Source organism: Candidatus Planktophila versatilis (genome assembly GCF_002288345.1).
Lineage (GTDB): Bacteria > Actinomycetota > Actinomycetes > Nanopelagicales > Nanopelagicaceae > Planktophila > Planktophila versatilis_A.
Genome location: NZ_CP016781.1, coordinates 1,245,902 through 1,266,983 on the forward strand (window position 1 = coordinate 1,245,902; position 21,082 = coordinate 1,266,983).

Sequence of the window (21,082 nt, forward strand, 5' to 3'; positions counted from 1 at the left end):
TCACCTGATATTCACTTTTCTGCGGAACACTTCACACATGATTGTTGACTACGCCCTCTACCAAAATGGCGTTCGGTACACCCAACCCTCCAATCTCGCTGAACTTATTCAAAAGGCGAGAAGCGATGGGGGCTTCGTCTGGCTAGGTCTGGCAGAGCCTACCGAGAATGAATTTAACAAGATCGTTGGCGACTTTAAATTCCATCCGCTAGCAATCGAAGATGCAATCACCGCTCATCAACGTCCAAAATTTGAAGAGTACCCAGGTGTGCAAGCGTTGGTACTAAAGACCGTCTTCTATGAAGAGAAGGGCAGCCAAATTTCTACCGGTGAAATCTTCTGCTTCATTGGAGAACATTTCATAGTTGTCGTACGCCACGGCAACGGTGCACCACTAGTTAATACACGTCATCACTTAGAGAGCAACCCAGAGCAATTAGCAAAAGGTCCCTACGCAGTTGCGCACGCAATTCTTGATCACGTTATTGATTGTTACATCGACATCTCAATCGAACTTGAAAACGATGTGTTACAAGTAGAACATAAGGTTTTTGGAGATACCAGAGAAAGTGCTTCGCAGGAGATTTATCTGTTGAAACGCGAAGTCATTGAATTTCGTCATGCAATTGATCCACTGCTCTCGCCGCTTCAACATATCGCTAGTATTGGCGCTCGTAATATTCCGGCCGAACTCACGCCATTTTTCCGAGATACCCTCGACCATTTATCACGCGCATCTGATGCAGCATCTGGCCTAGATGCGCTACTCACATCGGCGCTGCAGGCAGAGCTTGCACAAGTACAACTTCAGCAGAATAGCGATATGCGCAAGATAACTTCTTATGTGGCCCTGGCATCTGTACCAACAATGATTGCTGGAATCTACGGAATGAACTTCGACACCATGCCTGAATTACGCTGGGAATTTGGATATCCGGCCGTCATCGGTTCACTCCTCGTGATCACCGTTGTTCTGTATAGGAAATTCAAGAAATCTGGCTGGCTCTAAATTAATTGGTGAAATAAGAAAGCCCGCCGCAGATTGCGGCGGGCTTTCTTAGTAAAAGAATTTAAGCAGAAACTACAGTCAAGTTAACAGTTGCAATGATGTTATGTGCAAGTGAGACCTTTACTGAGTGTGTGCCTGTCTTCTTGATGTGACCTGTTGTCTTGAGGCTATGGCGATCGATATCAACTGATGTCGCTGATTTGATTGCAGCAGCAATGTCTTTATCTGTGACAGAACCAAAGAGGCGACCAGCTGTACCGGTCTTGACCTTTACGGTCACTGTTGCCTTCTCAAGTGTTGCTTTGATCTCTTTAGCGTGATCGAGATCGCGGACTTCGCGGGCAGCACGTGCACGGCGAATTCCTTCGATCTGCTTCTCGCCACCAAGTGACCAGACGATTGCAACGCCACGTGGCAACAAGAAGTTGCGTGCGTAGCCATCTTTAACAGTGACAACATCGCCAGCGTTTCCGACCTTATTTACTTCACGAGTAAGGATGAGTTTCATAGTTCTTAGCTCCCTTATCGCGCTGAAGATGTGTAAGGCAGTAGCGCTACTTCACGGCTGTTCTTGACAGCTGTTGCTACTGAACGTTGGTGTTGTGTGCAAGCACCTGTTACTCGGCGAGCGCGGATCTTGCCACGATCAGAGATGTACTTACGTAGGGTCGCAATATCTTTGTAATCGATATATTTGACCTTGTCACGACAGAAGCTGCAAGGCTTCTTCTTGAACTTCTTATTAAGGGCTGCTGCTTTAGCGCCCTTATTCTTCGGCTCGCGTAGAGCCTTGTTATTTCTTGCTCCCATTGTGGTGCTCCTTTTCGGGCCCTTCCAAGTAGTTTCGCAACTTGCTTAGAAGGAATGGATTGTCGGTTATTTAACTTTTTCTATTTAAAAGGGTGGTTCGTCGGTTGTAGATGTTCCCCATCCACCACCGGCTGGTGAAGTCGTTGCCGCAGCCCATGGATCGTCGTTGAAGGATTCGGCTGCAGCAGGTGCTGCACTTGCTCCAGTTCCACCTGCACGCGAAGCTCGTGTGACCTTCGCTGTTGCATTGCGGAGTGATGGACCTACTTCATCAACTTCTACCTCAAAGACTGTGCGCTTTTCGCCTTCTTTTGTTTCATACGAACGTTGCTTGAGTCTGCCAGAGAGAATGACGCGCATTCCCTTTGTCAGTGACTCTGCAACATTTTCTGCAGCTTGACGCCAGATTTGGCATTGAAGGAAGAGGCTCTCGCCATCTTTCCATTCATTTGTAGCCTTATCTAGATAACGAGGTGTTGAGGCAACACGAAATTTAGCTACCGCTGCACCACTAGGTGTGAAACGTAGCTCTGGATCGTCAACTAGGTTGCCGATCATGGTAATTGTTGTATCTCCTGCTGCCATCTTTTCCTCTTATCTACTCGTGGAGTCCGTGCTGATAAATTACCCGGAATAGGTGACAACTACCGCGCGAAACGCGGCAGCTGTTGATTACTCGGGGCGTATTACCTTTGTGCGTAAGACAGATTCGTTCAGGTTCAGCTGACGATCTAACTCTTTGATTGCCGCAGGCTCGCAGTGCATATCTACAACTGCGTAAATGCCTTCTGGCTTCTTATTGATTTCAAATGACATACGGCGCTTGCCCCAAACATCGAGCTTGTCGACGCGGCCTCCGCTGTCTTTGATGATCTTGAGATATGTCTCAAGTGATGGTGTGACTGTACGTTCTTCGAGTTCTGGATCGAGAATGACCATTAATTCATAGTGACGCATGCGTTAACCCGACCTCCTTTGGACTAAGACGGCCACGGCATTTCCGTGACAGGAGGGTTAATACTCCTGAAGAACACGCTCCGAAGGATTGTGTAATTCAGGACGCTAAGGGTAACTCTCGCCTGTTGATAAGAGAAATTCGCTCGGAAATACGCGGGATTTTTGATGGCGGGCGGCTAGGCGGGCCAGCAGGAGAATCGAGGCTCCAATCCGGACCAGGGTAATGACTGAATATGCCACAACCGGTAGACCGAATTTTGCACCGGTAACAGAGGCAAGGTGTTGCCAGATTGCGAAGTGATAAAGAAGTTCACAGCCTTGCCAGAAGAAGAACACGGCCAAATCTTTCTTATCGATAAGTGCAATCACGGCAAGGGGCGTTAACCAGAGAACATACTGCGGTGAATAGACCTTGCTCACCGCCATCACGATGATGAAGATAAAGATCGCTGTGTGGGCAAGGGTGGGTGGTTTAGTGAGTTGGAGTAAATAGATGATGAGTGCGGTAATTCCGATGAGTAAACAGAGAACAGATAAATAATTTTGGTGGGTGAGGTTAAGACCTAAGTTAGAGAGCGCATACCAAATCGAACCCCAGTCAGATCCGCGGTTGAGGTTAAGTGAATAAAAGCGCCACCACCCTTGTGGTGTTGTGAGAAATACCGGTGCGTTGATTGCAATGAATGTGACAACGGTGATGAGGAAATATTGCGCAAACTTTGCAATCTTTTCTCGGCGAAAGAAGATAAGCGCGATGGGGATGAGTAAGAAGATGGGGAGAAACTTTGTTGAGATCGAAATTCCAAGAAGTATCGCACTTGGTATCTCGGCCTTCTTATCGAAGAAATATATCGCAGCTAACATCGTTGCTATCGCCCAGAGATCCCAGTTGATATAGAGCGAGGCCACTGCAGCCGGTGCTAGCGGAAGTAAATATGCAAATTCGGGTTTGATCTTAAATGTGATGAAAGAAATAAAGAGAAAGAGCAGCGCTAAGAGAAGTATGTTGATGTGGAAGTAATTAGTTACTCCTTGCGGAATAAGCTTTGCCGTAACCCACATGATTGCGCCCTGAACAACGGGGTACTCAACAGCGTTCTCGGCACTGGAATAAGCCCATCTGCCTTGATCTAATTCACGTTCGCCATACAGGGCTGGAATATCTGAATAGCATGCATGAACATACTGTCCTGGTGATTGCCAGCCTTCGCTGCTGCAGTAATTGAACTTGGCAAAACTTACTAGCGAAGAAAGAACTGCAAGAAGTAGAACGACGCGAATTCCAACGCGCATTAGGTATTACTTCTTTCTTGTTTGAACGCCGCCACTTGTCATCACGACAGGTTCAAGGCCGCCAATATTTGCAGGTGCTGGAAAACTCATGATGGGCTCATCTTTCAAAGCGCCCTTCATAAAATAGGTCCAGATTCTTGCCGGGAATGTTCCACCTGTCACAGATGTGAGGCCGCCAATTCCATTGAGTGATTCAGATGCGCTATCGCGAAAGAGGGCAACGGATGCCGCTAGTTGTGGTGTGTATGCGCTAAACCACGCTGACGCATTTGATTGCGATGTTCCAGTTTTTCCAGCAGCCGGGCGACCCAAACCAAGGGCTGCCGATCCGGTTCCGCCATTGACCACACTCTTAAGTGCGTAAGTGAGATCTGCCATCACTTCTTTAGAAAATACTTCTTGTGTTTGGGCTTTGCCTTGATAGAGCAAGCCTTTATTTGAGCCAGTGACAGATGCCACCATATAAGGCTTTGAATACACACCTTGGGCGGCAAATGTGGCATAGGAGTTTGCTACATCGATCACGTGCGGGCTTGCAACACCTAAGGCAACAGATGGGGTTGCAATCATCGCAACATTTTCTGGAATTCCAGCACGTCTAGCTGCATCAACAACTTTATCCATGCCAGCTTTCATTCCTAGCGGAACAAATACGGTGTTGATGGAGTGTTGTGTTGCGGTGAGCAGATCTACCTGACCCCACCCTTCATTTCCATAATTAGAAACTTCATATGGTCTTCCTAGATCATCAAAAGTCTGTGGTGAATCACCATTCCACATAGATGTCATCGGAATTCCAGCTTCTAGGCTGGCAATGAGGGCAAAGGGCTTAAAGGTAGAGCCGGCTAAGGCAATGGACTGGGTGGCATCGTTTAATTGTCGAACTACATAATCTTTTCCACCATACATCGCTATGACTTCGCCGGTGCCGGGGCGAATGGCAACAAGTGCGGTGTGCAGGTTTTCCGGAGCGTCAGCAGGTGTGAATTTATTTACCGCATCAACTGCAGCTTGTTGTGCGCGTTGATCGAGCGTTGTCTTAATTACATAACCGCCAACAAGTAGCTGGTCTTGGGTAAATCCGAGTTTGCTGAGCTCTTTCTGTACCGCATCAATGATGTAACCCTTGGGACCGCTTAATTGTCCAGATGTTGTACGTGGTGCCACTCGCGGGAACTTGGCATCCTTTGCCTCGGCTTCAGTAATCCACTTCTTGTCGAGCATTCCTTGAATGACATAAGCAAATCTATTTTCAAGTCGGACTGCGTTTTCTTTAGAGAGCGAAGGATCGTAATAACCAGGAGATCGCAAGATACTTGCGATGACCGCAGATTGTGAAATGCTGAGTTGATGAGCGTTGCGATTGAAGTATTGCTGAGCCGCAGTCTGCACGCCGTATGAACCGCGACCAAAATAAATGGTGTTGAGATAGTTCTCTAAAATCTGATCTTTCGAGAGCGCATTTTCTAACTTAAGTGAGATAACAAGTTCTTTTATTTTTCTTTGGATTGTGCGACTTGGTGATAAAAATGCGGTCTTTGCATATTGCTGCGTGATTGTTGAGCCACCTTCTCCGGTGAGATCTCCTGATCTGAGGTTATTTAGAAGCGCTCGTGCGATGCCAGTTGGACTAAAGGCGCGATTGGCATAAAAGTTACGATCTTCTGCCGCCATCACTGCATAACGCAGACGAAGTGGAATTTTTGCAAGCGGCAAAATTTGTCTGTTCTGAGTTCCAACGCGACCAATTTCAGAACCATTTGAATATTGGATGACGGTGGATTGACTATTTACATAGGCGTTGGGGTCGGGAATCGAAACGGTAAACCAGGCAAATGCGAAGAGGGTTGCACCCGCAATAAAACCAAAGCCTGCCAGGAAGATTCCGGCTCGGATCAATTTGGTTTTAATCATTTGGCTAGATTACTGGGTAAATATGTCTACTTCAGTGAAGCGAAGTCTTCATCCTCGAGTGTGCGCTGGCGACGTGGAGCTTTACGCTCGCGGCCATCGCCTAGTAAGTATGTAGAGCACAAGTGATTCCAGGAACATTCACGACAGACCTCAACGACATACACAGAGAACTCTCCGAATTCTTTCTCCATCTCTGCAAGTTCAGCTCCATTTTTTATACGGCCAGAGAATTGCCCAAGTTGATCCCCGAATGTGTAACGCAGTTCTACCAGTCCATCTTTCTTACACACTGGGCATTTGCGCTCAGTTTTCTCACCGTGATATTTAGCTGCTCGCATCAGATATGGGTCAGCATCACACGCGTCGACTACACCACGAAAGAGAGCGAGCAGGGTGGCACGCTTATCAAGTGAATAGTCGATGAACCCTCGTCGAGTCTGCATAATAGGAGAAGAATAAACCCCTTTACCTAACTACGCTTCTCCTATGACTTTGTGGCAATTGCTCAGAGATCGGAAACTCTTTCGCTTGCTGCGAATCCGTTGGTCTGGGCAGATCACTGATGGTATTTTTCAAAGCGCGCTTGCCTCTTTTATTCTCTTTTCTCCTGAACGTCAGGCAAGTGCGGTGAATGCGGCGGTGGCATTTGCTGTTGTGCTGCTGCCCTATTCAATTGTGGGTCCATTTGTTGGAACTCTGCTCGATAGATTCTCTCGCCAACGAGCGATATTTTTCGCTAACCTCACTAGGTCGCTCACGCTTGTAGTTATCGCACTCTTAATCTTTAATGGAAGAACTGGGCTAGAAATTACTGTCTTCGTCTTGATTGCATTCGGTGTTAATAGATTAATTCTTGCCGGGCTATCTGCCGGAATACCACTGATGACAACACCAAAAGAACTTATTTCCGCTAACGCTCTCGCTGTCACCGGTGGTTCAGTCTGGGTTGTTATTGGCGGGGGTATTGGCTTAGGTATTCGCCAGCTTCTTGATCTTTCCGGGAGCGCCGATAACGCAGACGCTGTACTAATACTTGCAGCTTCTCTCGGGTATCTGATTGCTGCACTGCTCACATCTTTGTTGGGAAAGACTGAAATCGGGCCACGCCCACATGAAATTGTTAAAGGAAGCTTTACCCAAGGTCTTATTGAAATGCGCGAAGGTTTTCAATTCCTACAAGAGCACGCCGATGCTGCTCGCGGAATTGCAGCAACGGCAATTCACCGCGGAGGTCTGACCGCCCTTACGCTGACCGCGCTATTACTAGAGAGAAATACCTTTAATGATCCGGCCGACAGTGAGGCTGGTCTTACCGGATTAAGTGTCACCTTATCTATTGCAGCTACCGGCTTTGTTATTGGGGCACTTGCCGCTCCTTACGGCGTGCGAAAAGTTGGACGCCATCGTTGGATTCGCTTATCTATCTTTGCCGCAAGTTTTGGTTCGCTCTTACTTGTTATAGATCGCACCCCAATTCTGCTTGGGGCTACCGCATTTTTTGCTGCCATGTGCGGTCAAAGTTTGAAAGTAACAAATGATGCCCTGGTGCAATCAAAGATTGATGATTACTTCCGTGGTCGAGTCTTTTCGGTCTATGACGTTGTTGTTAATTCAGCAATTGTTACCGGCGCCCTCTTTGCCGCCTGGATCTTGCCCATTAGTGGTGATTCATGGTTGTTGCCACTTATCGTTTCAATCTCCTGGGTACTTGTTGCCACAGTATTGCTACGCCCAGAAAAATTCTTTCTTAAGGATGACGCCTAGCTTTCCACCACTGTAATAACTCTTGCGTTGCACGTTCTTCGCCCAGCGGACCATGTTCCATGCGTAGCTCCATCAGGAAATCAAGGGCCTTGCCAACATCAGCTGAAGGTTTGAGATCAAGTAGTTGCATTACTTGCGCGCCATCTAAATCTGGGCGAATCTTTGATAACTCTTCTTCCTCTTCCAGTTTTGCAATGCGCGCCTCAAGGCCGTCATATGTTCGAGCTAGTCGTTCTGCCTTCTTTGCATTGCGAGTAGTGCAATCGGCGCGAGTTAATACATGTAAATGTGTGAGTAATTCACCAGCATCGCGCACGTAACGGCGCACCGCAGAATCTGTCCATTCGCCATCGCCATAACCGTGAAAACGCAGATGCAAAGCGGTGAGGGTTTCAACGGCATCGACTGTCTCATTATCAAAGCGGAGCGCCTTCATGCGCGCCTTTGCTAGCCGGGCTCCAACTACTTCATGGTGATGAAATGAAACTCCGCCGCCTTCAATAAGGTTACGAGTCTTTGGTTTTCCAATGTCGTGCAAAAGCGCTGCTAGGCGAATAACTAGGTTAGGGCCGCCCAGTCTGTCTTCTTGCGCGATAGCTTGCTCTAGAACGGTAATGGAATGTTCATACACATCTTTATGGTGATGGTGCTCATCTATTTCCAGACGCAGCTTAGGAATCTCTGGCAAGACAAGATCAGCAAGACCAGTATCTACCAAAATAGTAATTCCAAGTCGTGGGTTTTCTGACATCAGCATTTTTATAAACTCATCGCGCACGCGCTCAGCCGAAATAATCGAGATGCGAGAAGCCATCGCTGTCATTGCTGCAGTGACTTCTGGATCAATTGCAAAGTTAAGTTGGCTTGCAAAACGAGCAGCACGCATCATGCGAAGTGGATCATCAGAAAATGATTGTTCGGCACTTGCTGGTGTTCTTAAAACTTTCTTCGCTAAATCTTCCAGCCCACCGAATGGGTCGATAAATTCTGGTTCGGTTCCTGTGAGCTCTAGCGCCATGGAGTTAACAGTGAAATCTCGTCTGGAGAGATCTCCTTCAATGTTGTCACCAAATTCGACATCTGGATTACGAGAATTCTCTTCGTACTTCTCTGATCGATATGTAGTAACTTCAACAGTAACATCACCGAGTTTGGCTGCAACTGTGCCAAAGAGAATTCCGGTATCCCAGATGTTATCTGCCCATGCTTTAAGAATTTTCTTTGTCTCATGTGGATGCGCATCTGTTGTGAAATCTAAATCATTTCCAAGTCGACCCAAGATTGCATCGCGCACAGGGCCACCCACGAGTGCAAGGCGAAAACCACTGGCGGTGAAAGCTTGGGCAAGTGATGATGCCGCTGGCGCGTTAGCGATGAGGGAGCGGATAGCCAACTCGGCGGCTGCCCCAAAATTGCTCTTCTCTGCGCTCACAATAGATAAGGGTAGTCGCGTACTCTTCATCTATGACCCCGGCACCTGGTGCGGGCAGCGAAGGTACGAAGAAAAAGCGTAGGCGCAAGCGCCCAGCTCATCGCTCCCCACAATCTCAAGATGTAACGACCCCCACCGCCCCTAATGCAGAGCGCGCAAAAAAAGCACCGGCGAAAGTTGTTTACGCCAAACGAGTAGATGAAGTCAGCGCCGGTGGACTTGTCGTTGATGCCAGCGGAAAACTTGGCCTGCTTATCGGCCGTCGCGATCTTAAAGATACGACCGGCAAGCGAATTCTCTGGTCACTGCCTAAGGGGCATATTGAAGAGGGTGAAACTCCGGAAGAAGCGGCCTTGCGCGAAGTGCAAGAGGAGACCGGCATCGTCTCTGTTATTGAAAAATCTTTAGGTGTAATCGATTTCTGGTTTATGGCAGGTGGGAAGAGAATTCATAAAACTGTTCATCATTATTTATTCCGAGAAAATGGTGGGGTACTGGCGGCGCAAGAAAGTGAAGTAGATGAGGTTGCATGGTTCCCGCTTGCTGAAATCGTGGAACGCCTTGCTTATCCTGACGAGAAGAAATTAATCGCGCGAACAAATGCCGCGCAAGAAATGTCTGCGCTATGAAGAAGGTAGCAATAGTTCTGTTGGCATTCATTGCCTTTGGTGTGACACCTGCAGATGCTGCAACTTCAGTTGTAAGAATTACTGATAAACCTCATAAGGATTTCGAGGGCGAATTTCGCAATAATGAATTAGCAACTCTGATTACACCCGAAGGTAAGTTGGGTAAAATTGTCTATAACCCAGCGAACTCGCGAAAAACATGGGTGATAGACCCAGCTCTTATCGATGAGATCGCAGATATGGCAGATGGTTATTCGATTGCGGGCGAAGAAGATAAAGAAGGACAGTTAGCTGCGCAGAGTTGGTTATTTGCCTTGAAGTTTACGACGCTTAATAATTCAGTTATCGCACTGCCGTATGGCAACCCAGATCAATCTCTTGCAAAGCGATTAGCGCCAAGTGAGTTACGTTTCTACTCGCTATTTGGAAAGCAGCGATTAGAACTTCAATTAGGTCGGCCTGTTATTGCCGAAAATGGGTGGAGCAAAGGGGCATCGCGCCTTAGTTCTCCATTTAGGGCCCTGTATACAGAGAACCGCAGGATGCTCACTGGACTTTCTACAATCTCAACCGCCCCTGAGATCACAGCTCTTCGGGCGCGACTTGGCACGGTAATGAATCCAGCACTTGATGAGAGTGAACGCGTCTTTTTCTCTTACTCAGCAACGCGTGCGGTTCAGGCGATGACTGCCAAGCTGCGCGTAATTCCAGGTCGATATCAACTCACTTCTACTACCGCTAAGTTGCCGGTGACTTTGGTAAATAGTTTTGACACACCAACTGTTGTAAATCTTTCTCTTATTCCGCTGAACTCACGTATCACAATTGAGAATGTAAATAACATCCAGTTAGCTGCAAAATCGAGGCAGCAATTAACCCTGGAAGTAAATGTCATTGCTCCGGGCTCCGTCCTTGTGAATGCCCAATTTATGAATAGTGAAGGGCAGTTAGTGGGTGAGCAATCTGAGCTAGCCTTGAGCGCAACGATCATAGATTCCCGTGTTGCGTGGTTTACAACGGCTGCTGCAGTTCTATTGTTCTTAGGTGCAATTACGCAATCAGTTCGAAGAGTACGAAAGAGTCGTAGATGAAAAATAACGAACTCTTTCGCGCCTCTGGAATCATGGCGATAGGGACAATACTTTCCCGAATTACCGGTTTTGTTCGCGCACTGCTTGCTGTCGCGGTACTGGGTACCGCACTTTTAGCTGACACCTTTAACGTTGCAAATACAATGCCTAACATTTTGTATAACTTGCTTGTTGGTGGCGCACTCACCGCGATCTTTGTTCCTCAGCTGGTGAGATCTTTTGAAGATCACGATGGTGGCCATGGTTTTGCTTCCAGGCTTGTCACAACTATTTCTCTTATTCTCCTCGTACTTGTTGCAGTGGGAGTTATTTTTGCTCCAGCACTTGTTCGCTTATATGCCCCTGAATTTTCTACTCCTGGCTTTGAAACTGAGCAAGAGATTGCAGTTGCCTTCACTCGTTATTGCTTGCCACAAATTTTCTTTCTTGGTCTCTTTACAATGCTCGGTCAGGTTGCAAACGCCCGTGGTTCATTCGCGCCACTAATGTGGGCGCCGATTGCAAATAACCTTGTTGTGATCGTTGTTTTTGCCGCCGTTCTTATCACTGAACGCTCACTAGCACTGGGCACAATTACAGATCTGCAAGTACAGATTCTGGGTTGGGGCACGACACTGGGTGTTGTTGTGCAAGCACTTATTTTGATTCCAGTAGTCAAGCGCTCTGGAATACACATCCGCCCCATGTTTGGTCTTGGCGGGCTCGGTAAATCTTTCGGTCTAGCCGGGTGGACTTTGATCTACGTGCTTATCTCTCAACTCGGTTATTTGGTCACAGTAAATGTTGCGACAAGTGCCGCGGTGCGAAGTGCCCAAGCTGGAATAACAACAGGTGTTGGTTTTACTCCATTTACTAGCGCTTACTACATCATGCTCTTGCCATATTCGATCGTCACAATTTCAATTGTGACAGCGCTACTTCCTCATTTATCACGACTTGCCATAGCTAAGGATGTGGAAGAGGTGCGCAAGCAGCTTATTCGTGCAATTCGAATGGTGGCAGTTGTTACCGTGCCTAGCGCTGTTGCGCTACTTCTCTTTGGCCCGCTGATGACCCAATCTCTCTATTTAGGAATTTCGCTAGAAGATGCCCGTTACATTGGTTTTGTTCTTTCGGCGCTCAGTATTGGTCTGGTAGCTTTTTCAATCAACTTAATTTTGATTCGTGGCTTTAACGCATTTGAAGATACCAAAACGCAGGTTTTATCTATCTTGATTATCAACATCATCTCGGTTGCTTTATCTTATGTATTCCTAGAAACCTTAGATAGTTATTGGGTGACAGTGGGTCTGGGTATAGCGTTTTCAGTCAGCTACATCGTTGGGCTTTTTATTACTATCTCTTTATTGAAGAAACATATCGGGCGGTTACAAGTCGGTGATTTTGCCGCTCAACATGGGCTTCTGTTAATTGCATCCTTTGTGGGAATGCTTCCATTTTTTGCAATCGCTTTCTATTTCGATTGGGCTTATGACGATGCCTCCCTTGCCCTTCGTGCTATTCGATTGCTCTTTATTCTTGCGGGAAGTGGTGTTGCCTATCTCTTTATTGCCAGAGCTCTGAAAGTGAGTGAAGTCTCAGGGCTTAGAGGGTTCGTCACCGCTACCCTGCGCCGGCGTCGCGATAAGTAATTCTGCTAAACGCGATATTCTCACCCTATGAGCACAGATATTCGCGAGGTTGTCATTGTTGGATCTGGGCCAGCTGGTTACACCGCTGCTATCTATGCCGCGCGCGCTCAATTAAATCCTTTAATGTATGAAGGTTCTGTCACCGCCGGCGGTGCGCTCATGAATACAACTGAAGTTGAAAACTTTCCTGGTTTTATTGACGGAATCATGGGACCAGATCTCATGGATAACATGCGTAAGCAGTCAAAGCGTTTTGGTACTGAACTGATTACCGATGATGTTGTTGAAATGGACCTGACTGGTGATATCAAGATTATTAAAGATGGGTCAGGAAATGTTGTTCGCGCCCGTTCAGTAATCCTTGCGATGGGTTCGGCATATAGAGAAATCGGTTTAGAGAACGAGAAGCGTTTATCGGGACGTGGTGTTTCATGGTGTGCCACGTGTGATGGCTTCTTCTTTCGAGATCAAGAGATTGCTGTTGTTGGTGGTGGCGACTCCGCACTTGAAGAGGCAACATTTCTTACAAAGTTTGCAAGCAAAGTTGTATTGATTCACCGCCGTGGTGAACTCCGCGCCTCTAAGATTATGCAGGAGCGCGCATTTGCTAATCCTAAAATCGAATTGTTGTGGGATACCGAAGTCATTGATGTTCTAGGTGAGCAGAAAGTTGAAGCCCTCGAGCTTCGCAATACCAAAACTGGAGAAGTAAGTAAGCGTAACTTCACTGGATTATTTGTTGCCATCGGGCATATTCCGCGCTCTGAGCTTGTTACATCTTCTGTGACACTTGATAACGAGGGTTATGTGAAAGTCGAAGGCCGCTCTACCCGCACAAACCTCGCTGGAGTCTTTGCCTGTGGTGATCTGGTCGATCACACCTACCGACAAGCCATCACAGCGGCGGGCTCGGGTTGTCAGGCAGCTCTTGATGCTGAAAAGTTTTTATCCCACTAGTAACCTCAACCGCTATAGAATTACAAGAGCTAGATAGAAAATAGGAGTAAAGATGAGTGCACCGATCAAAGTCACAGCAGCCAATTTCGATGAGGTTGTACTTAAGAGCAGCACGCCAGTGCTCGTTGATTTCTGGGCCGAATGGTGTGGTCCATGCCGCGCAATCGCTCCGATTCTTGATGATATCGCTGCAGAACACGGTGATAAGTTAAAGATTGTAAAGCTCAATACCGATGAAGAATCTGCCATCGCTATCAAATATGGCGTGACCTCTATTCCAATGCTCAATGTTTATGTCAATGGTGAAGTAGTAAAGACAATCATTGGTGCAAAGCCAAAGCCTGCTCTTCTGAAAGAGCTCGAAGGTTTCATTTAATTAACTTACTTTTAGGAAGAGTCTTGCTATGAAAGAGATGTCGGCCGATGACATTCGCTCTTTTCAGCAAGAGCGTGGTCTTCACATCACTGGTGAGCTCAACGAACAAACGCTTCGCGCGCTAGAAGAGGCTCGGTGGAAGTTAGGCGATCGCTCGCTCTATCTACAAAAGCCGCCATTGATGCACGGTGATGATGTGGCGGCTCTGCAATCGCGTCTGACTGAGATGGGTTTTCACTGCGGACGAGTTGATGGAATTTACGGAGCTATGACCGAAAGTGCGGTTAAGGAATTCCAAAAGTCTGTCGGTGTTGCAATTGATGGTAAGTGTGGTCCAGCAACAATTATCGCAATGCTTCGCCTGACAAAAATTGTTTCAGGTGGTGCACCCGCTGCTCTTCGTGAAAGTGCGCTGCAGAAAAATCGTGGGCCTGCTTTGGCTAATAAAGTGATTGTGATTGATCCAAGTTCAGAAGAACATGAGAGAGATATTGTCTTTGATATCGCACAGCGGTTAGAGGGACGTCTATTAGCACTGGGTGCATCTGTTTTTCTCACACGCGGTGCTAATAACAACCCCAGTGAAGAAGAGCGGATTTCATTTACCAATAAAAATAAGGCTGATCTGATGATTTCATTTCACATCGACCAGCACAAAAACTCTGAAGCACATGGTGTGGCAACATTTTTCTATGGCAATGACCAACATGGTGTGCACTCAATTGTGGGTGAAAGATTTGCATCCTTAGTGCAGCGCGAACTCTGTGCACGTACTGATTTCCTGAATTGCCGCACCCATGCAAAGACATGGGATTCACTTCGCCTAATCACCGCACCTGCGGTTCGTGTGGATCTTGGATATATCTCAAATAGCGCAGATGCTGCCCGTTTAGCCCGAGCCGAATTTAGAGACACCATTGCTGAAAGCTTCATTATTGCGATTCAGCGCCTTTATTTAGCGGCCGAAGATGATGCAAAAACTGGAACCTTGCGAATATCAGACCTACGTAGCGCAGGTCTTCGCTGATTAATGAAGAGGATATTCATTCGCTAGCATCGCTTGACCTATGGGAGACTTCTCCTTATGTCTGACATCTCTATCCGCTACCAAACCGGTGCCCCACAGAATCTCGAGAAGAGATTTGCTGCGCGCGCTGCCGAGATGCTGCCTTCAGAGATTCGTTCACTTTTTGCAGTTGCATCTCGCCCGGAAATTGTTTCACTCGCGGGTGGAATGCCAAATCTGTCTGCCCTTCCGATGGAGATGATTGCCGGGGTAGTCAAGGAACTCATTCTCACCAATGGTTCGGAAGCACTGCAATATGGAAGTGGCCAGGGACATCCAAAACTTCGGGAACAGATTTGCGATGTGATGGCACTTGAAGGAATTCGCGCAAACCCTGATGATGTTGTTGTTACTACCGGTTCCCAGCAAGCTCTTGATCTCATTTCTAGAATCTTTATCGATCCAGGTGATGTTGTGCTCGTTGAAGCTCCTTCTTATGTCGGCGCCCTCGGAACTTTCCGTCAATACCAAGCTTCAGTAGTTCACGTTGAAATGGATAACGACGGGCTTGTTCCAGATTCATTGCGTGCGGCAATTAAGAGCGTGCGTGCTACTGGGCGCAAGATTAAGTTCTTGTATCTGATTCCAAATTACCAAAACCCCACTGGTGTTTGTCTGCCAGCCGATCGCCGCACCGAGATCTTAAGTATCTGCCGTGAAGAAGAAATCTTTGTTGTGGAAGATAACCCTTACGGGCTATTAGGTTTTGATAAGCCTTCCCCGAATGCAATGCGCGCTGAAGATTCTGAAAATGTTATTTACTTAGGCTCTTTTTCAAAGACTATTGCTCCTGGGCTTCGTGTGGGTTGGGCACTTGTGCCACAATCACTGAAAGATAAGTTGGTGATTTCATCTGAATCTTCAATTTTGTGTCCGTCAAACTTCACCCAGCTCACTATCTCTAGTTACTTAGCTGATCAGCCATGGCGCGATCAGATTGCTAGCTTCTGCGAGCTCTATAAGGTCAGGCGCGATGCGATGCTGGAATCTCTAGAGCAACATTTCCCAGCAGAGGCCACATGGACAAAGCCTGGTGGTGGTTTTTATGTGTGGGTTAACTTGCCTGCTGAAATTGATACTAAAGCTTTAATGCCGAAGGCGATTGTGGCCAAGGTTGCTTATGTGCCAGGCAGCGCTTTTTATGCAGATGGTCTTGGTTCATGGTCGATGCGTCTTTCTTATTGCCATCCAACACCAGAGCGAATTCGTGAGGGTGTGAAAGCACTCGGTGGTGTGATTAAGCAAGAGATGAGTCGCAGAGGAACCGCGCTTACTTAGAACCTTCAATGAGATCAACAATACGTTGTAGATCTTCATTACCGGCAAATTCAATAACAATCTTGCCTTTACCTTTACCACTTTCCACACTCACGCGGGTATCAAGGTAATCACTTAAGAGTTCGGCGGCAGCTAAGCCGGCACCCGATACTCCCTTAACGCTAGATTTCTTAGCGCTCTTACTTGTTGGTTTCATGGTGGCGATAATTTCTTCAGTAGAACGAACACTTAGCCCCTCAGCCACAATTCTGGAGGCAAGCTTTTCAATCTCAGTAGCATCTGTGAGGCCCAGCAGTGCTCGCGCGTGACCGGCAGAAAGAACCCCGGATGCAACTTTGCGTTGCACTGAATCAGGAAGGTTTAATAAGCGAATCGTGTTTGAAATCAGTGGGCGTGATCGACCAAGTTTGAGTGCGAGTTCATCGTGGGTGCAGCCGAAGTCGCTAAGCAATTGTGCATATGCCGCACCTTCTTCTAGCGGGTTGAGGTTGCTGCGGTGAATATTTTCAATCAGTGCATCACGAAGTAATTCGTTATCGGGTGTCTGTCTAATAATGACCGGAATGGATGTGAGCCCAGCAGCTTTAGCAGCGCGGTAACGGCGCTCTCCCATTACGAGTTCATATTTATTCTCAGCAACTTTGCGAACTACTGGTGGTTGCAAGATACCGATTGATTTAATTGATGCAATTAATTCATTCAGTGCCGTCTCATCAAAGACTGTACGAGGCTGACGTGGGTTAGGTGAAATTTGGTTGATGGGCACTTCGTTTTGTTGGGCAACTTCAGTTCCGGCCACAGTAAGTGAGGTGGGAATAAGTGAATCAAGATTTGTGCCAAGCCCGCCGCGCTTAATCGCCATTATGCAATTCCACCTTTGTAATTAATGCTGACTACATTTGAATCAAAGACAACATCATCTTTGGCTTTCCCGCGTTCTGCAATTTCGCGGGCTACTTGCAGATAGGCGATAGCACCCGGTGATAGCGGGTCATAGGTCATCACTGTCTGGTTATATGAAGGTGCCTCAGAAACGCGCACCGCACGAGGAATAGGAATATCAATAAGTTCATTAGGAAAATGAGATCGCACATTTGCTGCAACATCATTTGATAAACGTGTGCGCCCATCAAACATAGTTAAAACAATGGTGGAAAGGTTAAGTGTTGGGTTTAATCTCTTCTTCACAACAGAGTAGGTCTCAAGAAGTTGTGACAAACCTTCTAGTGCGTAGTACTCGGTTTGAATCGGGATGAGCAATTCTTTTGACCCAGCAAATGCATTGATGGTAAGTAAACCTAGTGACGGCGGGCAATCAATAAAGATGTAATCATAATTTGCACTAATTTCATCGATAGCAGCCTTGAGTTGTAGTTCGCGGGCAACCATGGAGACTAAATTGATTTCAGCATTGGCAAGTGATGTATTTGAAGGAAGGCAATCAAGTGCTGGAAAACCTGCCACCTTTTGAATGACCTCTGAAATTTGCGCGCTACCCATTAACACTTCATAGACACCGGCAGATTGGCGGTGCTCTACCCCCAGGGCTGTTGAGGCATTTCCTTGTGGGTCTAGATCAATGACAAGTACTCGCAAGCCCCCCATAGAAAGGGCGGCTGCAATATTGACGGTGGTGGTGGTTTTGCCCACCCCGCCTTTTTGATTTGCCACGGTGAAAATTCGGGTGGAGGCGGGTTTGGCCATCGCCTCTTTTAGCCGGCGGACCCCAACAACTTTGGGGAGGGTTTCACGTGAATCATCACCGGGCATGGGCCAATCTAACCACTCCTGGCGCCGCAGCTCCTTCGCCTAGCTCGGTTTGCGCAGTTCGACGATGCGCCCAAGGCCTATGCCTTCGAGTTCAATCTCATGAAGCACCGCGTTCTTTACCCCCACCATCTCGGCGGCGGCAGATTCACCCTTCATTGCAAGCAGGGCTCCCCCGGTTTTGACCATATGCCAGCTAATTTTCTTCAGCTTCTCTAACGGGGCCACAGCCCTGGCGGTGACGTATTCGGCGCTCTTTTTCACATCTTGGGCCCGCCCGCGGATCACTTCAATCCCAAGTCCCTCGGTCGCCTCTTTTAGGAATTCAACCCTGCGCTCAAGGGGTTCGATCAGGGTTACTTTGAGATCAGGACGAGCTAGGGCTATCACTATGCCGGGCAAGCCTGCCCCGGAGCCAATATCAAAAAGGGAGACGTTCTGAGGCAGAAGCTGGGTTACCGGTAGGCAGTTAAAGATATGGCGTTCCCAGATGCGCTCGCCTTCGCGGGGGCCAATCAGGCCTCGCTCAATTCCGGCGGTGGTCAGAAATTGCGCAAAGGCGCAGATCTCTTCCTGGCGTTCTGGGAAGTAGCGGCCGACTAGCCCCTCTACTGATTGTTCCACGTGAAACTAGATCTACGCTGGGTAGATAACGACGAAGCGGTTTGGGTCTTCACCATCTGACTCTGAGGTCAGCCCTAAGGTTTGGATTGTGTCGTGGATGATTTTGCGCTCAAAGGCGTTCATTGGGTCTAGCTTGATTGAGCTACCTGTGGTCTTTGCTTGCTCCGCCATCTCTTGCGCCAGGGCGGTGAGTTCTTTACGGCGCCCTGCTCTAAATCCATCGATATCAAGCATAAGTCGGCTGCGATCCCCGGTTGCTGTCTGCACAGCTAGGCGGGTGAGCTCTTGGATTGAATCAAGGACTTCACCTTCTGCTCCCACCAGGTGTTTGAGTTTGCCACCCACGATTGCAAGAGCTGCCCGACCATTTTCCACATCGATATCGATATCGCCATCGAGATCTGCAATATCCAGTAGGCCTTCTAGGTAGTCGGCTGCGATATCGCCCTCTTCTTCAAGCTTGGCAGCACTTTTTGGAGCGCGCTCTTCTTTTACTCCAACCACGTCTTCGGTTGCTTCTAAAGTTTCTACTGTTGTTTCGGTGCTCTCTGACATCTTCTCATCCTTTGTCCGGGTTAAGCGTTATTAATACTATTTGTCTGATTTGTTACTTCTTCTTCTTTTTCTTCTTTGGTTGTTTTCGTTGTCCCAGAACTTCTGGAGCCTGCTCCTGGTTCTGGTCAATTTCAGTGCTCTGTGTTTTATTCTCTAACTTTTCTTTCTCCGCGCGCTTTTTTGCCAACGCCTCATATGCCGGAGATCCCGGTGTTGGGTTTCGTTTGATGACGTAGTACTGCTGTCCCCAAGTCCAGAGGTTTGTCGTCGACCAGTAGATCAATACACCCACCGGGAAGTTAACTCCTGAGACTGCAAAGATAACTGGGAATGCATACAACATAATTTTTTGCTGCTGCAACATCATATTGTTACTTGCATCCATCTTCGGCATGCCTTTAACCATGAGTTGGCGTTGAGTAGTAAATGTTGTGGCTGACATAAAGATAATTAAAATTACAGTGACGATGCGAACATTAAGGTCGGTAGTGCCTAAGAAGCTCTGTGAAATCTTGGCACCGAAAAATGTCGCTTGCGCCGCACTGTCTAGGAATTCACCTTTAAGAAATCCGCGTCCAATAGGGGCTGCTACACCTTCATCAGTCTTTGCTGCGATTCCGTTAAGAACGGTAAAGAGGGCGAAGAAAATTGGTGCTTGGGCAATGATTGGAAAACATGATGCGAGTGGATTTGTTTTGTGCTCTTTATAGAGCTTCATCATCTCTTCTGATTGCTTCTGGCGGTCGTCCTTAAACTTCTTTTGAATCTCTTTCATGTGAGGTTGTAGTGCAGTCATTGCGCGTTGGCTTTTAATCTGCTTCACAAAAAGTGGGATCAGAATAATTCGGATGAGTATTACCAGACCTATGATGGAAAGAGTCCAGGTGACACCTGAGTCTTTACCAAATATGGGAGCAACCGCTTGGTGAATTGCCACCATGACACCGGAGACGATGCTATAGAGTGGGTTAAGAATTGAGTCCATTAGCGAGCTCCTACTAGTGTTTTATGGGCTTTTTTCGCATCTGCGCAATCAAGGTCTTCATCTACATAATCAACGCCGCCGAGTGACCACGGGTTGCAGCGAAGGATTCGGTATGAGGCCATCGCAATTCCTTTTAGCCCATGGCGAGTAATCGCTGTGAGGGCGTAGTTAGAACATGATGGGTAGTACTTGCATCGTGGCGCGAATGCGCTAGAAAATAATTGGTAGGTGCGGGTAAATGCGGTAAGAAGTAACTTCATTAGCGCGCCTCAATTCTTTTAGAGCGCTCAATAAGTTTTTGGATAAGGGTAGAAATCTCTGACGCCACGTTTTTATCATCGCTTTGTTTAAGAGCGCGAACAACAAAAAGTGATCCGAGTGGGAGTTCTACAATATGAGGTGAGACCGCGTGGCGAACTTTGCGCGCAAGGCGGTGACGCTTGACGGATCCGCCGACAGTTTTGTTAATGATGAGTCCACATTTAGCCGATGCATTATTTGTGACAGGTGAGATGTGGAGATATCCAACAAAGTGTTCTGTAGTAACTCGGATTCCGCTTTTAGTTGCTCGGGCGAAATCAGAGCTTGAAGTTAAACGTGCATCTATTGGGAGCACGATAAGATCCGTTGCGCTCTTAAACCTTAGGCAGAGAGCTTTATACGGCCCTTGGCACGGCGGGCAGAGAGAACTGCGCGTCCTGCGCGGGTAGCCATGCGGGCGCGGAAGCCATGCTTCTTGGCGCGGCGACGCGTATTTGGCTGAAAGGTGCGCTTTGTCATGAGAACTCCAAAATGTTGAGGGCGCTTTAGCCCTAGCTGGTCATAAATACGGGGGAGGCAAGATGGCAAGGTTACGGGTGTGGATAGCCGCGGGTCAAACCAGCGATCTGCCCCTTCTAGGCTCTGATAATTGTGGATAACCGCTTGCTATTTCCGCCAATGAG

General features: G+C 47.6%; 25 protein-coding genes. 9 read left to right on the plus strand and 16 right to left on the minus strand.

The features are described from left to right. Positions 1 to 37 precede the first annotated feature (37 nt). Complete coding sequence (locus tag A1sIIB142_RS06430) at positions 38 to 1,009, plus strand: magnesium and cobalt transport protein CorA (protein WP_095694090.1); 972 nt, start codon at positions 38 to 40, stop codon at positions 1,007 to 1,009. 61 nt (positions 1,010 to 1,070) lie between these two features. Here A1sIIB142_RS06430 and rplI read toward each other — a convergent pair whose 3' ends face one another. The 7 genes from rplI to A1sIIB142_RS06465 all read right to left on the minus strand — a co-directional run bounded on the left by rplI (position 1,071) and on the right by A1sIIB142_RS06465 (position 6,426). Further along, on the minus strand, positions 1,071 to 1,517 hold the full coding sequence (gene rplI / locus A1sIIB142_RS06435; RefSeq protein WP_095694091.1) for a 50S ribosomal protein L9: 447 nt from the start codon (positions 1,515 to 1,517) through the stop codon (positions 1,071 to 1,073). A gap of 14 nt (positions 1,518 to 1,531) precedes the next feature. Next, a complete protein-coding gene (rpsR, locus tag A1sIIB142_RS06440) occupies positions 1,532 to 1,819 on the minus strand; it encodes a 30S ribosomal protein S18 (protein WP_095694092.1) in 288 nt (95 codons plus the stop codon). Positions 1,820 to 1,903: 84 nt separating this feature from the next. Further along, positions 1,904 to 2,404, minus strand: a complete 501-nt coding sequence (locus tag A1sIIB142_RS06445) for a single-stranded DNA-binding protein (RefSeq protein ID WP_095675425.1) — start codon at positions 2,402 to 2,404, stop codon at positions 1,904 to 1,906. An 87-nt stretch (positions 2,405 to 2,491) separates the two neighbouring features. After that, positions 2,492 to 2,776 (minus strand): 30S ribosomal protein S6, encoded by a 285-nt coding sequence (gene rpsF / locus A1sIIB142_RS06450; RefSeq protein WP_017955646.1) that lies wholly within the window; start codon positions 2,774 to 2,776, stop codon positions 2,492 to 2,494. A 105-nt stretch (positions 2,777 to 2,881) separates the two neighbouring features. Beyond that, a complete protein-coding gene (locus A1sIIB142_RS06455; RefSeq protein ID WP_095694093.1) occupies positions 2,882 to 4,069 on the minus strand; it encodes a mannosyltransferase in 1,188 nt (395 codons plus the stop codon). 6 nt (positions 4,070 to 4,075) lie between these two features. Continuing rightward, positions 4,076 to 5,983 (minus strand): transglycosylase domain-containing protein, encoded by a 1,908-nt coding sequence (locus A1sIIB142_RS06460; RefSeq protein ID WP_095694094.1) that lies wholly within the window; start codon positions 5,981 to 5,983, stop codon positions 4,076 to 4,078. A 26-nt stretch (positions 5,984 to 6,009) separates the two neighbouring features. Then, complete coding sequence (locus A1sIIB142_RS06465; protein WP_190279070.1) at positions 6,010 to 6,426, minus strand: DUF5318 family protein; 417 nt, start codon at positions 6,424 to 6,426, stop codon at positions 6,010 to 6,012. Positions 6,427 to 6,469: 43 nt separating this feature from the next. Between A1sIIB142_RS06465 and A1sIIB142_RS06470 the strand changes: the two genes are divergently transcribed. Then, the gene (locus tag A1sIIB142_RS06470) at positions 6,470 to 7,747 is read left to right on the plus strand and encodes an MFS transporter (RefSeq protein ID WP_190283258.1); all 1,278 of its coding nucleotides are present in this window, start codon (positions 6,470 to 6,472) and stop codon (positions 7,745 to 7,747) included. Here A1sIIB142_RS06470 and A1sIIB142_RS06475 read toward each other — a convergent pair. Continuing rightward, positions 7,731 to 9,209, minus strand: a complete 1,479-nt coding sequence (locus tag A1sIIB142_RS06475; RefSeq protein ID WP_095694095.1) for a CCA tRNA nucleotidyltransferase — start codon at positions 9,207 to 9,209, stop codon at positions 7,731 to 7,733. The genes A1sIIB142_RS06470 and A1sIIB142_RS06475 overlap by 17 nt on opposite strands. A gap of 2 nt (positions 9,210 to 9,211) precedes the next feature. On the opposite strand from A1sIIB142_RS06475, the gene A1sIIB142_RS06480 reads away from it, so the two are divergent. From A1sIIB142_RS06480 to A1sIIB142_RS06510, 7 genes are read left to right on the plus strand one after another with little or no spacing between them, the layout of a single operon-like run. Beyond that, positions 9,212 to 9,808 (plus strand): NUDIX hydrolase, encoded by a 597-nt coding sequence (locus A1sIIB142_RS06480; RefSeq protein WP_095675430.1) that lies wholly within the window; start codon positions 9,212 to 9,214, stop codon positions 9,806 to 9,808. Further along, positions 9,805 to 10,899: a DUF6049 family protein gene (locus tag A1sIIB142_RS06485; protein WP_095694096.1), complete on the plus strand. Its 1,095-nt coding sequence runs from the start codon at positions 9,805 to 9,807 to the stop codon at positions 10,897 to 10,899. The genes A1sIIB142_RS06480 and A1sIIB142_RS06485 overlap by 4 nt, the downstream gene beginning before the upstream one ends. Then, entirely contained in the window at positions 10,896 to 12,530 is a 1,635-nt protein-coding gene (gene murJ, locus A1sIIB142_RS06490; protein ID WP_095694097.1) for a murein biosynthesis integral membrane protein MurJ, read from the plus strand. Before A1sIIB142_RS06485 ends, murJ begins: the two co-directional genes overlap by 4 nt. A gap of 27 nt (positions 12,531 to 12,557) precedes the next feature. Next, positions 12,558 to 13,487, plus strand: coding sequence for a thioredoxin-disulfide reductase (gene trxB / locus A1sIIB142_RS06495; protein ID WP_095675433.1), 930 nt, complete (start codon positions 12,558 to 12,560; stop codon positions 13,485 to 13,487). 52 nt (positions 13,488 to 13,539) lie between these two features. Next, positions 13,540 to 13,863, plus strand: a complete 324-nt coding sequence (trxA, locus tag A1sIIB142_RS06500; RefSeq protein ID WP_095675434.1) for a thioredoxin — start codon at positions 13,540 to 13,542, stop codon at positions 13,861 to 13,863. 28 nt (positions 13,864 to 13,891) lie between these two features. Continuing rightward, positions 13,892 to 14,890, plus strand: coding sequence for an N-acetylmuramoyl-L-alanine amidase (locus tag A1sIIB142_RS06505; protein ID WP_095694098.1), 999 nt, complete (start codon positions 13,892 to 13,894; stop codon positions 14,888 to 14,890). Positions 14,891 to 14,947: 57 nt separating this feature from the next. After that, complete coding sequence (locus tag A1sIIB142_RS06510; protein WP_095694099.1) at positions 14,948 to 16,207, plus strand: aminotransferase-like domain-containing protein; 1,260 nt, start codon at positions 14,948 to 14,950, stop codon at positions 16,205 to 16,207. Here A1sIIB142_RS06510 and A1sIIB142_RS06515 read toward each other — a convergent pair. Genes A1sIIB142_RS06515 through rpmH form a run of 8 tightly spaced genes read right to left on the minus strand, consistent with a single transcriptional unit; the run spans position 16,200 to position 20,918 of the window. Then, complete coding sequence (locus A1sIIB142_RS06515) at positions 16,200 to 17,069, minus strand: ParB/RepB/Spo0J family partition protein (RefSeq protein ID WP_095694100.1); 870 nt, start codon at positions 17,067 to 17,069, stop codon at positions 16,200 to 16,202. The two genes, A1sIIB142_RS06510 and A1sIIB142_RS06515, sit on opposite strands and share 8 nt — an antisense overlap. Further along, positions 17,069 to 17,977 (minus strand): ParA family protein, encoded by a 909-nt coding sequence (locus A1sIIB142_RS06520; RefSeq protein ID WP_095694101.1) that lies wholly within the window; start codon positions 17,975 to 17,977, stop codon positions 17,069 to 17,071. Before A1sIIB142_RS06520 ends, A1sIIB142_RS06515 begins: the two co-directional genes overlap by 1 nt. A 39-nt stretch (positions 17,978 to 18,016) precedes the next feature. Next, entirely contained in the window at positions 18,017 to 18,598 is a 582-nt protein-coding gene (rsmG, locus tag A1sIIB142_RS06525; protein WP_095694102.1) for a 16S rRNA (guanine(527)-N(7))-methyltransferase RsmG, read from the minus strand. A 12-nt stretch (positions 18,599 to 18,610) separates the two neighbouring features. Next, positions 18,611 to 19,153, minus strand: coding sequence for a Jag family protein (locus tag A1sIIB142_RS06530; protein WP_190283259.1), 543 nt, complete (start codon positions 19,151 to 19,153; stop codon positions 18,611 to 18,613). Positions 19,154 to 19,205: 52 nt separating this feature from the next. Then, a complete protein-coding gene (yidC, locus tag A1sIIB142_RS06535) occupies positions 19,206 to 20,138 on the minus strand; it encodes a membrane protein insertase YidC (RefSeq protein ID WP_095675440.1) in 933 nt (310 codons plus the stop codon). Further along, entirely contained in the window at positions 20,138 to 20,398 is a 261-nt protein-coding gene (yidD, locus tag A1sIIB142_RS06540) for a membrane protein insertion efficiency factor YidD (protein WP_095694103.1), read from the minus strand. Before yidD ends, yidC begins: the two co-directional genes overlap by 1 nt. Further along, complete coding sequence (gene rnpA, locus A1sIIB142_RS06545; protein ID WP_095694104.1) at positions 20,398 to 20,754, minus strand: ribonuclease P protein component; 357 nt, start codon at positions 20,752 to 20,754, stop codon at positions 20,398 to 20,400. The genes yidD and rnpA overlap by 1 nt, the downstream gene beginning before the upstream one ends. A 26-nt stretch (positions 20,755 to 20,780) precedes the next feature. Further along, entirely contained in the window at positions 20,781 to 20,918 is a 138-nt protein-coding gene (gene rpmH, locus A1sIIB142_RS06550; protein WP_095675443.1) for a 50S ribosomal protein L34, read from the minus strand. Positions 20,919 to 21,082 lie beyond the last annotated feature (164 nt).